We start from the raw sequence: 13,239 nt of genomic DNA on the forward strand, positions 1-13,239 counted from the left end.
ATTTCATGAATTCTTTCATTTAAAATTTATTTATGATTGATAAAAACGGCACGCTTTATTTCAAATAAAGTGCGCCGTTAATGATTAGATAACTATTGCCATTTTTTCTTAACTTTCCGCAGACTGGCGGCAACCAAAGTTGAATAACCAGCAGTTAAAAAGATTCAGTTCGATTAGACAATCTTTCGCTGTTGATTCCTTATTCGAGATTACATTTTCATACCAGCCATATTATCGCTACCATTTTTAAAAATAGCTTCACTATTCAACAAATAAGCACCCTGTGTAACGACCCTATCACCAGGATTTAAACCTGAAACTATGGGTAAATAAGTTTGGTTTCCCGAACCTGTTATAATCATTTTAGGTGAAAAACTGCCATCCGTATTTCTGACCCATACTTTGCTGCCCTTGCCATCAGTTAAAATAGCAGAAGCAGGTATAGCTAAAGAACGGTTACCTGTCCCGCCAATAGTGATATAGGCCAACATACCAGGCTTTATTAAGTCCTGCGGATTAGGAATACTGATCCTGATCAAATCCACTTTGGACGCATCAGATAATTCAGGGTTAATAAACTCAATCTTACCGGCAATAACCTGTCCTCCCAGGTCAGGAAATGAAACACTAACCTGGTCATTCACCTTATAATTCCCGGCTTCGCCAGCATACAATTGCGCTTCTACCCATAAGCTGTTTAACGCTTGTGTTTTGAGTATGGACATCCCTTCGGTTACATAATCTCCCTCATGAACGGCTATTTCACTAACGGTGCCGCTAATTTTACTTAAAATTGTTGTCGTCGCAGAAACTTTTCCGGGAGCCGCTAAGTTCCTGATCTGTGCGGGAGATAAGCCCCATAGCTGTAATTTATTTTCGGCAGCACTGATCAGTTGCTGATAATCCACATCCGGATTATGCAGTACTTTTTGCTGTTGTTTCGCCAATAGGTATTCCTTTTCGGCTTCCAGCAGGTCTTCGCTATAAATGGAATATATAGGCTGGCCCACCGATATTTTTTCGCTGGTAGTTCTCACAAATAATTGCTGTATCCTGCCTGCAATCCTGGCGCTCAATTCTGCTGCTGTATTTTCATTGGTGGTTACCGTCCCTGTCAGCGTTTTTTCATTTCCGACATTTTCATCCCGGACCGTATCTGTCAGGATACCGGCCAACTGGATCTGCGAAGCAGTTAACCTAATCGTGTTCATGTCGGTACTGCTATTGCCCCCGGCAAGTTCTACTTTGATCAGCTTCATCCCGCAGATCGGGCAATTGCCGGGATGATCTTCGTGTATCTGCGGGTGCATGGAACAAGTGTAATAAGCCTTACTTTGCGTTTTTGCCACCTGCTGGGGTTTTTGTTTACAGGCGGTAAACAGCGCAGCTATCAGCAAGGAAAAAGCTAACAAACGCAATGCTTTTAGCCATATATGTTGTTTGATCCTGTTATTCATTGCCTGATGTTTTAATAAAACTTTCACTGTCTGTTAAATATTGAGCATCTGATGCCAGGCTATCTGAAACAGATAAGCCTTTTACAATTTGTACTTCATTGCCATTTACAATCCCCGTATTTACCTGATGAGCCTTAAATAATGCGCCTTTTTTTAGCCACACTACCTGCGTTCGTCCCAGGTCTAGTAATGCGGATCTTGGTATCCATAAACCTTTTATTTCCCCGGTTTGTATGTTAGCTGTAACCAGGCTGTGTACCTTCAACGCATGATCCATATTGTCAATATAAACCCGAATGCTGGTGGTTTTATCACCGTTTTGCAAGGTTGGTTCAATAAAATTGACTTTGCCCCTAATCGTTTTTCCTGGCATATCCGGCAATGTTATCGTGACTGGCTGGTTTAATTTTAAGGCGGCAATTGCAGAGCGGTCGATCTTAATGATCGCCCATAACTGATGAGGGTTAACAACATTAAAAATGTTCTGCCCTTTTTCTACATACATACCTTCTTTGATGGAAAGCGGAGGATTGTTAGCGAAATCTGATGGAGATTCTGTACTTGCAGTATCTGTCATTTGACTATGCGGCATATCGTGTACGTGTCCGTCATAAGGACTGTACACCGGCAGACTATAAAACGGCCTACCGCTTTTGATGACCTGTTCCACCTGTGCTGTTGTCATTCCCAGTAACAAAAGTTTTTGCCTGGCCGCATTGATCAAAGCTGTTTCCTGGGATGAGTTCTTTATCAGGTAAATTAAGTCCTGCTGCGCGACAACCATATCCGGGCTGTAAATATCAAAGATCCGCTGACCTGTATGGATTTCCTGGAAAGCATATTTGATATAAAGCTTTTCGATACGTCCCGAAAAGCGTGCGGCAATGTTATTAAATGTCCTGTTATCAAAATCAAGATATCCCTGGGCCGCGATTTGGGTTGGGATTAACTTTTCTTCCGGGGTAATGGCAGTAATATTCGCTATTACGGATGAATTAACCGGTTGCAATACCGTATTCATGCTGATGCCTGCCTGCGCACCGGCCTGACCTGACTTTTTAACCAGCGCCATGCCGCAGATCGGGCAATTGCCCGGATGATCTTCGAGGATCTGCGGATGCATGGAGCAGGTATATTTAATATCGCTTGTAACCTGTACAGTAGCTGGGACCTTCTTTTTATCCGAGCAGGCACTGATCAGCATCGTAATTAACAGGAGGCCGGTCAATATGATCCTAATGGGTTTCATTTTCTTTTTCATAAGCTACCTGTAATTGTAAAAGTTCCTGTAAACGATCTAATGCATCCATCCTGGCCAACTGTAAACCTTTAATACCGTCCAATACTGATGGCAGATCGCCGGTATTCTGTTCATAAGCGAGCAAGGATGTTTTATAGGTATTTTGCAAGGCAGGAATGATATTTTGGTTATAGTTTTTGAGTTGTCTTTTTTTGCTGCTCATATCCGTTCTTAAACCGGCCAGCTGCCCTTCGGCCTGGTTCAGCATATCCAGTTTCTTTTGCTGTAATTCAGCTACCTCATACCGGATACCTTTCAGGTTGGCCTTGTATTCTTTGGATGCCCAGGGAACGATAGGTATGGTGACAGAAGCCATTAAAATATACTGGTTAGCCATTCCTCCGTAGCTAAACATATGCCCCGCCTGGATACCAAAATCGGGTTTGCGCTTGCTGTATTCCATTTTAGCATTCAATTGTTGTAAATCAATATTCCGGTCGATCCCTTTAATGTCGCTGCGCGCATTTGCGAGACTTGCCGTATCGGTAACGTTAGTTTCATAATCTTTCAGAACGACAGTAGTATCGACAGTAAACACCGTTTGCTTATCACGGTTCATCAGCGTGTTGAGCATAATGTTTTTTTGGCTGATCTCATTGTTTAATTGTTCTCGCGTATTATCCAGCTGATATAAGTCTGCTTTGGCTTTGTAAATATTCGGCAGCTTTTCCTTACCATAGGTGAGCCGGATATTCGCATCCTTGAGCATATATTCCAGCAGGCTTTGTGTGTTTTGCAATAAAGCCAGTTTTTTTTCCAGCACAACTCGTTCATAATAATATTGCCTGGCCTGGGCGATCAATTGATTTTTCATATAGTTCTTGTCTTCGGCGGTTACTTTAGACATTCCCTTCATGTAATTTTCTTTGGCCCGCAGTTTGGCCGGGTTAGTGAACATCTGCTCCGCCTGGATCATAAAGGACCCCGTGTTCGGATTGATCTGATAAGGGGTTTGGTATTGGCCTGCGCTGATCTTTGGTGCATCTAGGCTTTTCGCTCCTGTAGCATACGCATCCTGTGCCCTGATTTTTTCATCATACGCCTGCAAAGAAGGATTAGCAGCTATACGCGCCAGTACGCTGTCTAAAGGCAAGCGCTGAACCTGAGCTTCTGCTGTCAGGCTTGCAAAGCAGATAAGCACTATATAGGTGATGTGATATTTCGTTTTCATAATTATTCCTTTACCTCCAATACTTCCAGCTTGCCATGTTTCCTCAATTCGTATTCTTTGACCATCAGGAAGATCAATGGGGTAACCAGTAAAATATGCGTGGAAGAAGTTAATACCCCGCCAATCATCGGCAGCACGATAGGCAGCATGACATCGGAGCCGGTACCGGTTGCCCAAAGCACGGGTACCAGGCCAAACAAAGCCACACAAACCGTCATGAGTTTAGGCCGTAAACGTTTTACCGCGCCGTTCATCACGTAAATCCGAAGATCTTCTTTGGTTATGGTTACCTTACTATTTCCTTTCAATACGACCAGTTGCTGCATGGCATCATTGAGATAGATTACCATGACGATACCCGTCTCTACCGCTATGCCAAACAGGGCGATAAAGCCCACTGCTACTGCTACCGACAAATGCACGCCAAAGAAATACACCATGTAAGCGCCCCCGATAAGCGCAAACGGAATACTGATCAGGCTAAAAAAGGCCTCCCGGATGGAGTGAAAAGCAAAATACAGGCAGCCAAAAATAATAACCAGTACAATAGGAAGAATAAGCTTTAAGGTATGTTCAGCCCGGATCAGGTTTTCATATTGGCCGCTCCACTCGATAAAGTAACCTTTAGGTAAGCTTCTCACCATCGTGTTCAGCCTGTCCTGTGCCTCTTTTACCGTACTTCCCATGTCACGGTCACGAACATTAAATAATACCGTACCGCGCAATAAGGCATTTTCCGACTGGATCATTGCCGGCCCGTCGCTGATCTTAATATCTGCAACGGAAGACAGCGGTATCGGGCCATAATTCATCGTTTGAACCAAGGTGCGCTTGATTTCCTCCAGGTTACTCCGGTAGTCTTGTGCCAGTCTAAGGTTAACGCTGAAGCGCCTGCGCCCTTCAATCGTTGGTGTGATATTCATCCCGCCCAATGCGCTTTCTACAACCTCGTTCACGTCATCTACGCTTAGGCCATAACGTCCTATGGCATCTTTGTTGACTTGTATATCCAGGTATTTACCACCAGTGATCGGATCAACATAAAGATCCTTCACACCATTAATACCCTGCAAAGCCTGTTTCATCTGATTAGACAAAGAATAGATCGTATCCAGGTTCTGACCGTAAACTTTTAATCCCACATCGGTTCGGATACCGGTAGAAAGCATATTGATGCGGTTAATGATAGGTTGTGTCCAGCCATTCACTACACCCGGTATTTGCAATTTTCCGTTAAGTTCATTGATGATATCTTCCTTTTTGATGCCTTTGCGCCATTCACTGGTGGGTTTTAACAAGACGATGGTTTCCACCATATTTATCGGCGAGTTATCGGTTGCTGTATTCGCCCGGCCAGCTTTTCCTAGTACATTCTTTACCTCCGGTATACTTTTAATGATCCGGTCCTGTATTTGCAGCAGTTGCTTGGTTTCTGAGTTGGACACATCTGGTAATGTAACCGGCATAAACAGGATCGTTCCTTCATCTAACGGCGGCATAAATTCGCTACCAAGACTCAATAAGAGCGGTATGCTGATCAATAGCGCGATGATGTTGATACCTATAGTGGTTTTGCGCCAGGTAATGCACCAGTTGAGTATCGGCCTGTAAACGCGTTCCAAAAATCGGTTCAATGGATTACGGTCGTCTGAACTCAGCTTTCCTTTCAGAAAAAAGGAAATCAATACCGGGGCCAGCGTAACCGCAAGGACCGCATCTATAGCCAATATGAAAGTTTTTGTCCATGCTAAAGGGCCAAACAGTTTACCTTCCTGTCCTTCCAGCATAAATACCGGGAGAAAGGAAGCGACAATGATCAGCGTGGAAAAGAACACACCACGGCCCACCTGTTTACAGGATGCTTCTATAATTCTAATTCTTTCTGCTGTAGTCATGACTTTTCTTTTTCTTGTGCAGCGGATAAATTCCGGTGCGAGTTTTCGACCATAACGATCCCGTTATCTACGATCACCCCGATAGCTAATGCGATACCCGTTAACGACATGATATTGGAACTAATACCAAAGGCATTGAGCAGGATAAAGCTGGCCGCGATGGTAATCGGGATTTGAATAATTATACTGAGCGCACTTTTCAAACTCAATAGGAACAGGATCACAATGATTGACACCGTGATCATTTCCTCGATCAGCGTATGTTTGACAGATCCGATTGCGCTTTCGATCAATTCACTCCGGTCATAGGCAATTTTAAATTTCACGCCTGGAGGAAAGCCTTTTTGTATATCGGCCATTTTATCCTTTACGGCATGAATAACCTTATCGGCGTTTTCGCCATAACGCATCACGACAATTCCACCAACCGCCTCACCTTCGCCGTTCTGGTCGAATATGCCAAGGCGCAGATCGCCGCCCATTTGAACGGTCGCGACGTCTTTTACCCTGACCGGTACGGTTTTGATGGTTCCGATGGTAATATTTTCTACGTCCTGCAAGTTTTTTATATAGCCCAGGCCGCGGACGATATACCCGGTGCCGTTCATTTCAAACTTGCGGCCGCCCACATCATTGTTATTGCTTTTAACAGCTTTCAGCACCTGTGATAAGGGAATATTATAATAATTGAGTTTATGCGGGTCTATATTGATCTGGTATTGCTTTTCAAAGCCGCCGAAAGAAGCAACTTCGCTAACGCCCGGCACGGTTTGCAGCCCCAACTTAACATACCAGTCTTGCAAGGCCCGCTGTTCTCCGAGATCTATTCCTTTGGCATCGAGCGTGTACCACAGGATATGGCCAACACCGGTTCCATCAGGCCCCAATGTTGGGGTAATACCTTGCGGCAGCAAGCGCTGCGCATAGCTTAACCGTTCCAGTACCCGGCTGCGCGCCCAGTAAACATCCGTATTATCCTGGAAGACAATATAGACGAAGCTCATCCCGAACATGGAGGTGGCCCGGATGGCTTTAACTTTAGGAATCCCCTGCAGGTTGCTTACCAGCGGGTAAGTCACCTGGTCTTCCATGATCTGCGGGCTGCGGCCTCCCCATTCGGTGAAAACGATCACCTGGTTCTCGGATAGATCAGGAATAGCGTCGATTGGGTTTTCACGCACGGCATAAGTTCCCCATCCAAAAAGTGCGACGGCGACCAGCAATACGATATACCTGTTCTTTAAGGACAGGGTAATAAGTTGATTGATCATCTTAATGGTTTTAATCAATACTCCATCCTGATGGCTACCGGGATGGAGTATTGAAATGAATTACATCTTCATGGTTTCAGCTTTCTTTTTCGCCGGTTCTTTTTTTACCAGTTCCATGCCGCATTTAGGGCATTTGCCAGGTTTTTCACTTAATACATCCGGGTGCATACCGCAGGTGTATTGTACTTTCTCAGGTTTCGCTACAGGCTTTACCTTTTTTGTTTTAGTCGTGTCAGATACAGCTTTGACAGGCAGGCCAGCAGCAAACACCGTTGCACCGGAGAAAAGAATGGCCACAGCTATCAGGGTTACTTTTTTCATATATTTTTAATTCAAGATGGATAAATAGACGGGCATCCCTTAAGAATGATTGATTTTTGAGAGATAATAATTGATCCGGTACTGATGATGATAAGGGTCGTAAAAAAACAAATCATTATCCGTCCTAAAGTTGCCATCTATCAAGTCGAAAGCTTTACCGTCCCTGTATATATTTTTCAAATTTTCCAGGTTAAGCAAATATATCTTTTCAGAATCTTTCAAACTGAAGTAATAAGTTACAACGGGTTTAAAAAGATTTAGCTTACCTCCGGGCCGCTCACGTTCGTAAATGATAATGACGCCTCGGTCCACAACTTTATAATCAGCTAATTGATGCTGTTGAGCGACGGCAATAGCAGTATTATTGGAAAGAATTTTATTAGCATTGAAGCTATGAGCCTGAACAAGTGTTTTTGAAAACAACAATACAAGCAATGTTATTGAAAATGTGATAGTTTTCATTTTTTTAAATTTAAGTAAGTATCTCACTGCATGGGCTTGCAGCAAAATTTGATTAATAAAAAAAGAGATTGGTGGATTTAAGAGCTCTATGCTCAATTAAATCGAAAGAAATGAGGAGAAGGAAATCAGATTCTGTAGGTACAAAACAGCGTATAAAGCGCATCCCGAGTAGCTGGCGGCGCATGACTATTATAAGCCCTTGCATTTTTGATGCCTATACTTTCAGCAGGTATTTGGATAAAATACTCGGCAATTACTACGGCGAACTGTATATGCGCAATGGAACTTGCCTTTGCAAAAACATGATTGTCTTTTATCTTAAACTCTTGTTTAGTTGTTTTACAACAAGATGGATCGGACTTATTCGGACAATTCAGTTGTGTGATTTTAGCAATACTGACTGTTGAAAGTTGCCCGCAGCAATAAAATTTATTTACAGAAACCCCGTAAACAGAGATTGCATAAGCAAATACGAGCAATATGGAAATAATTTTTTTCAACACACAAATATAGATAAAGAATAAAAATATTGCCACACAATAAAGTAAAAAGTTTATACCAAGCGAACTTTTATGAAAGTTAATTATAGACGCACATCCGCTGAGCCAACTGCCAATTACACTGTATTTTTAATAAAACAATTGAGATGAACCAAGGCCATAAATGATTTTAAACTGGCCGCAACTAAACTATTTTTTGACCTGAACAACAACTATAAATAGCTTTCGTCAAACCGAGTGTAGCGGATTAACATCCATCGCACACGATTGGATCACACAATAGGAAATAAGATTACCCAAAAAATAGTCGAGATCGACTAGAAAGTCCGAGCTGAAGCGGCGAAAGGTATTATCACAAGACAGTAAGCAGAGATCAGATTAATGATAGCCAAGTTGAAAGAACTTAAAGACTCTCAACAATAGTGGTAGATAAAAAAGCCCCGTAAGCCGGGGCGTTTAAAACAGTGTTACAATTACATTTTCATTTTACCCATCGAGGTCCCTTTTTTCATTTTCATTGGCTTTTTTTTCTTATGAATAACTTTTTTCTTATGGGTTTGCAACACATCGGCTTTCACAGATGAGTTTATGTTTGGTTCCGCATAAACGCTGCTAAATGAGATTGCGGCTAGGGCAATCATACAACAAATTTTTTTCATGGTATTTTCAGTTTATTATTAAGGTAATCACTTATACAAACAATAGTCGTTCCAGTATTTAAGAATTTAACTGATAGGAATTTAAATAATCGTGTTAAGCTAATTGGCGATTTATTTGCAGGTAATTCTGGCTCACATTTAATGTTTAATAAAAGCCAAACTCTGCTGTCATTTAAATTAATATAAAAGGAATGGATGTGCCATTATTTCTATTACCGAACTCAGAAATACAAATCAATGATCCGGCAAATCTTTTTAGCAACATCAGGGGAATAAGTTCAACCTATATCAGTCAGGAAAGACAAACATTTGGAAACTTGCTTAAGAAAAGCCTGACGACAAAATGTCTATTTGATCGCTGATAAATTTTATAATGCGGTTATCAACAATTCCATCGTCGTTGTTATCGGCGTTAAATTCAAGCCGTAATAATATTTTTTACAAACAGGCTGTTTTGATTGGCAATTCCCCCTATCTTTTCTTTTTTGAAAATTGTTTTTTGGGCAACACTTTTTTCCTGTTGAGCAACAGGCCTTCCAGCCGAGCTATTGTCTTGTTTAACATAACAATAATGAGGAACGTAATAATCAAGGTAATAATTAGTGCAATAATTGGCCAGGTATTTTCTGCAGATAATTTTCTCTCACCGGTTTTTCCTTTACCTTGCATATCATTGTTAGCGGTTTGCATGGTTTGCCACTCGCTTCTTATATAGGAAATGATATCCTTAACGTCCTTATTCGTGAGGTTACTGAACACCGGCATCTGCTGCTGATTGAATTTATTATAAATCTTCAATGCCTCAGGGTTCTTTTTTTCAATAAGGGCCTGATTATTTTGTATCCAACTGATCAAATAATCTTCTTTGTGTCCCATTGTCACCATGGGGCCTAGAGCCGGCCCCACCATTTGCTCATCTATTTTATGGCAGGTGCTACAGTTGTTGGCTATGAATAATGCCTTACCTTTTACCGGGTCCTGCGCTAATGCAAATTTTATGGCCGATAGCAGAATTAAGTTAGTGATTAGTAGTCTACGGATGAATTGATCTGAATTCATAGCAATAGCTTTTAATGGTTTAAAAAGAGGCCGATGATATTGTACGTATTAGTTCGGCTATCATTTACTGAACTCAATGTTTACATCCCTATCGTGCAGATGAAAAATTATTTTTTCTATTTTCTGATCGGTCCATCGTACTGTCAATCCATAATCTGAATATCTACCTCCGCTCGGGTGAACCCCAAAACCTTTTAAGACGGTAATATATTTGTTGGTATGCACGATGCTCATAGGAATTGGCATGACAGACGTGTCTCCGGTAATATTCTCGTCAGACTTATTAATAAAAACACTATATCCCGGATTCGCAGGCATGTTAGTTTTGACCCTGATGGCTGTATTTTCTGCATGACGACCTGAGCTGTCCGTCTGGGGGCTTATTACAATTTGTTTGTCCTGATAACGAAGATAGCTTGAAGAAAGAAAATCTATGTCGACTGGCGGTTCAGCCCTCGCTTTTTTAAATAAATTGAAAATTTTTATCATTTTTATTTTAGCAAATAGTTAATGAGACAATTTAACTTGATGATCTTCTAAATCGACCGTAAGCTTTATAAAATTATTTTCGGCTAATCCAATTGCGATAAACCCACACCTTTTAAAAAGGGAAAGTGCAGGCTTATTTTCACTGTAAATTTTTGTGTAGAGGCGTTTTAATTTGAGATAGGAGAAGGCGTAGTCGCTGACCAGGGATAAGGCTTTACCCGCTATTCCTTTACCCCAAAATAGTTTTTCCCCGATAAGTACATTGCATTGTGCCTCTTGGTCGGTAATATTCGTTAATTCGATGTTCCCTATATGATGGTCAGGAAAATTCAGACATATGGCAAAACATTTATCTGTCGTATTTCGGAGCACATAAGACAACCAGGCGACTTCCAAATCCATAGATATGTATTTTTCCGGCCTTTCACCGGTTAATTTCCACAATTCCGGATCAATACTCCACTTCAAATTATTTTCCGCATCGCTGATCAGCAAAGGCCTGATGTAAATTGAATAATCCATGCCATTGTTCTATAATAACTTATGACTGTTTTACTTTTAGTAAGCTTGCATTAATGGCCACTACGACCGTGCTAACGGTCATCAATACAGCTCCCACTGCAGGGCTTAATACAATACCCTGGTTATAAAGCACACCGGCGGCAAGGGGCAAGGCCACCACATTGTAACCTGTCGCCCAAGCCAGATTTTGAACCATTTTACGATAGGTCGCCTTTCCAAACAGGATCAAACTAACGATGTCTTTGGGATTACTATTTACTAAAACGATCCCTGCGGTTTCCGCCGCAATATCGCTGCCGGAACCTACCGCAATACCTATATCTGCCTGAGCCAGCGGCGGTGCATCGTTCACCCCGTCCCCGGTCATGGCTACGAACTCACCTTTTTGCTGCAATTCCTTGATTTTATCTAATTTTTGATGCGGTAAAACCTCGGCAAAAAAGCCATCCATTTTTAACTGGTTGCTTACACTTTCAGCGACTTGACTATTATCGCCGGTTAATAGCAGTGATTTGATCCCGTTGTCATGCAGAGTTTGTATAGCTTCAGCCGACTCAGGGCGTATCGTATCTGATAAAGCGATATAGCCGTATAAAACCTCATTGATTATAACGAAGACCACCGTTTCGCTGCCGTTAGCCTCAAATCCCTCTGGTAAAGCGATATGCTTTTCATTAAGATAGCCGGGGCTTACTACCTTGAGGTGTTTACCCTCCACCATTGCTTCCACGCCCTTACCTGTTATCGCCTGAAAGTCTATTGCTTTGGGAACATCCAAAGAACGTTTCTTGATCTCGGCAAGAATTCCTGTGGCAATAGGATGCTCTGAATTTTGCTCCAGCGCGGCGACAATTCGCAGCATTTCATTTTCCCATTTTTGATGGTCATTGCTTTGATGGTCGATCACAAGTACCCGGGCCACTTCAAATTTTCCCACCGTAAGGGTTCCGGTTTTATCAAAAACAATCGTGCTGATCTTTCGGGAGTTTTCAAATGCGGTCCTGTTTTTAATGAGCAAGCCATGCTTCGCAGAAAGAGAGGTCGATTTTGCTACTACAAGCGGAACGGCAAGCCCCAAAGCGTGGGGACAGCAGATAACGATGACCGTAACCATTCTTTCCATGGCAAAGGCCAGGTCTTTACCATCTGCCAGCCAAAAGGCAAAAGTGCCGATACCTGCTATAAGCGCGATAATGGTCAGCCATTTTGCTGCTTTATCGGCTAATAGCTGCGTGTTGGATTTTGCATCCTGGGCATTTTTAACCAGGGTAATTACTTTGGACAAATAAGAATCTTCGCCACTATGAGTTACTCTTACCCGTAATGAACCGTTGCCATTTACAGAACCTGCGATGACGTCCTGTCCTTTGGATTTTTGCACCGGAGTAGACTCTCCCGTTAGCATAGACTCATTGAGGTAACTTTCCCCATCCTCAATAATGCCGTCAGCAGGAATTTTTTCACCCGGTTTGATTAAGATCAGATCACCCGACTTTAAACTATCGGTTTTAACTTCGCTTGTGTTTTTACCATCAATCAAATGCGCTTCAGCAGGCATCAACTGTACCAGCAACTCTAATTCCCTCGATGCCCCGGCAACTGAACGCATTTCAATCCAGTGCCCTAAGAGCATGATTAGGATCAGCGTTGTCAGTTCCCAAAAGAAGTCCATTCCTTTCAAACCAAATACGGTTGCTGCACTATAGATATAAGCTACGCTTATCGCAAAACCGATTAAGGTCATCATACCCGGATTTTTTGCTTTCAATTCACTAAACCATCCAGACAAAAACGGCCATCCACCATAAATAAAGACGACGGTTGACAGGCCAAACAGGAGGTAATTGGAACCGACAAAATGTAGATCAAGGCGCAGCCATTGTTGAATTTGCATAGAAAGCAACATTACGGGAATAGTTAACGCCAAAACAACATAAAACCGTTTCTTAAAATCAGCGATCATCATAGCGTGATGATCATGGCCCGCCATCCCCATACCGGCTTGCGCAGCGTGTTTGCCATGCCCCATAGGGTCTTTGTTTAATGTCGCTTCTGAGGCTTGATTTTCATGTTTATGGGGTGATGATATGTTATTCATATCCCCGGGATGATCTTTGTGAATATCTTTCATTG

Annotated in this window: 13 protein-coding genes; all 13 read right to left on the reverse strand. The window is 42.2% G+C overall.

Going from position 1 to position 13,239, the window contains the following annotated elements; translation table 11 throughout:
- Positions 1-209: 209 nt before the first annotated feature.
- On the reverse strand, positions 210-1,457 hold the full coding sequence (locus DEO27_RS27695) for an efflux RND transporter periplasmic adaptor subunit (RefSeq protein ID WP_112571245.1): 1,248 nt from the start codon (positions 1,455-1,457) through the stop codon (positions 210-212).
- Positions 1,450-2,718, reverse strand: a complete 1,269-nt coding sequence (locus tag DEO27_RS27700) for an HlyD family efflux transporter periplasmic adaptor subunit (RefSeq protein WP_112571243.1) — start codon at positions 2,716-2,718, stop codon at positions 1,450-1,452. Before DEO27_RS27700 ends, DEO27_RS27695 begins: the two co-directional genes overlap by 8 nt.
- Positions 2,693-3,928 (reverse strand): TolC family protein, encoded by a 1,236-nt coding sequence (locus DEO27_RS27705; RefSeq protein WP_112571241.1) that lies wholly within the window; start codon positions 3,926-3,928, stop codon positions 2,693-2,695. Before DEO27_RS27705 ends, DEO27_RS27700 begins: the two co-directional genes overlap by 26 nt.
- A gap of 2 nt (positions 3,929-3,930) precedes the next feature.
- Complete coding sequence (locus tag DEO27_RS31910) at positions 3,931-5,823, reverse strand: efflux RND transporter permease subunit (protein WP_112571239.1); 1,893 nt, start codon at positions 5,821-5,823, stop codon at positions 3,931-3,933.
- Complete coding sequence (locus DEO27_RS31915) at positions 5,820-7,094, reverse strand: efflux RND transporter permease subunit (RefSeq protein ID WP_112571237.1); 1,275 nt, start codon at positions 7,092-7,094, stop codon at positions 5,820-5,822. Before DEO27_RS31915 ends, DEO27_RS31910 begins: the two co-directional genes overlap by 4 nt.
- A gap of 60 nt (positions 7,095-7,154) precedes the next feature.
- On the reverse strand, positions 7,155-7,415 hold the full coding sequence (locus DEO27_RS27720; RefSeq protein ID WP_112571235.1) for a heavy metal-binding domain-containing protein: 261 nt from the start codon (positions 7,413-7,415) through the stop codon (positions 7,155-7,157).
- 39 nt (positions 7,416-7,454) lie between these two features.
- A complete protein-coding gene (locus tag DEO27_RS27725) occupies positions 7,455-7,877 on the reverse strand; it encodes a hypothetical protein (protein ID WP_112571233.1) in 423 nt (140 codons plus the stop codon).
- Between the two features lie 125 nt (positions 7,878-8,002).
- Entirely contained in the window at positions 8,003-8,377 is a 375-nt protein-coding gene (locus DEO27_RS27730) for an HYC_CC_PP family protein (RefSeq protein ID WP_112651672.1), read from the reverse strand.
- A 473-nt stretch (positions 8,378-8,850) separates the two neighbouring features.
- Positions 8,851-9,036 (reverse strand): hypothetical protein, encoded by a 186-nt coding sequence (locus tag DEO27_RS27735; RefSeq protein ID WP_129567791.1) that lies wholly within the window; start codon positions 9,034-9,036, stop codon positions 8,851-8,853.
- 471 nt (positions 9,037-9,507) lie between these two features.
- Entirely contained in the window at positions 9,508-10,095 is a 588-nt protein-coding gene (locus DEO27_RS27740; protein WP_112571229.1) for a c-type cytochrome, read from the reverse strand.
- Between the two features lie 60 nt (positions 10,096-10,155).
- Positions 10,156-10,584 (reverse strand): hypothetical protein, encoded by a 429-nt coding sequence (locus tag DEO27_RS27745; RefSeq protein WP_112571227.1) that lies wholly within the window; start codon positions 10,582-10,584, stop codon positions 10,156-10,158.
- Between the two features lie 18 nt (positions 10,585-10,602).
- Positions 10,603-11,106, reverse strand: coding sequence for a GNAT family N-acetyltransferase (locus DEO27_RS27750; protein ID WP_112571225.1), 504 nt, complete (start codon positions 11,104-11,106; stop codon positions 10,603-10,605).
- A 19-nt stretch (positions 11,107-11,125) separates the two neighbouring features.
- On the reverse strand, positions 11,126-13,237 hold the full coding sequence (locus DEO27_RS27755; RefSeq protein WP_223266070.1) for a copper-translocating P-type ATPase: 2,112 nt from the start codon (positions 13,235-13,237) through the stop codon (positions 11,126-11,128).
- Positions 13,238-13,239 lie beyond the last annotated feature (2 nt).

Origin of the sequence: Mucilaginibacter rubeus (assembly GCF_003286415.2) — a bacterium.
Taxonomy (GTDB): domain Bacteria; phylum Bacteroidota; class Bacteroidia; order Sphingobacteriales; family Sphingobacteriaceae; genus Mucilaginibacter; species Mucilaginibacter rubeus_A.

What these genes read in the sequence shown, in the direction of transcription:
- DEO27_RS27695 (WP_112571245.1), bottom strand. Translation starts at nt 1,457, where the DNA reads ATGAATAACAGGATCAAACAACATATATGGCTAAAAGCATTGCGTTTG.
- DEO27_RS27700 (WP_112571243.1), bottom strand. Translation starts at nt 2,718, where the DNA reads ATGAAAAAGAAAATGAAACCCATTAGGATCATATTGACCGGCCTCCTG.
- DEO27_RS27705 (WP_112571241.1), bottom strand. Translation starts at nt 3,928, where the DNA reads ATGAAAACGAAATATCACATCACCTATATAGTGCTTATCTGCTTTGCA.
- DEO27_RS31910 (WP_112571239.1), bottom strand. Translation starts at nt 5,823, where the DNA reads ATGACTACAGCAGAAAGAATTAGAATTATAGAAGCATCCTGTAAACAG.
- DEO27_RS31915 (WP_112571237.1), bottom strand. Translation starts at nt 7,094, where the DNA reads ATGATCAATCAACTTATTACCCTGTCCTTAAAGAACAGGTATATCGTA.
- DEO27_RS27720 (WP_112571235.1), bottom strand. Translation starts at nt 7,415, where the DNA reads ATGAAAAAAGTAACCCTGATAGCTGTGGCCATTCTTTTCTCCGGTGCA.
- DEO27_RS27725 (WP_112571233.1), bottom strand. Translation starts at nt 7,877, where the DNA reads ATGAAAACTATCACATTTTCAATAACATTGCTTGTATTGTTGTTTTCA.
- DEO27_RS27735 (WP_129567791.1), bottom strand. Translation starts at nt 9,036, where the DNA reads ATGAAAAAAATTTGTTGTATGATTGCCCTAGCCGCAATCTCATTTAGC.
- DEO27_RS27740 (WP_112571229.1), bottom strand. Translation starts at nt 10,095, where the DNA reads ATGAATTCAGATCAATTCATCCGTAGACTACTAATCACTAACTTAATT.
- DEO27_RS27745 (WP_112571227.1), bottom strand. Translation starts at nt 10,584, where the DNA reads ATGATAAAAATTTTCAATTTATTTAAAAAAGCGAGGGCTGAACCGCCA.
- DEO27_RS27750 (WP_112571225.1), bottom strand. Translation starts at nt 11,106, where the DNA reads ATGGATTATTCAATTTACATCAGGCCTTTGCTGATCAGCGATGCGGAA.
- DEO27_RS27755 (WP_223266070.1), bottom strand. Translation starts at nt 13,237, where the DNA reads ATGAAAGATATTCACAAAGATCATCCCGGGGATATGAATAACATATCA.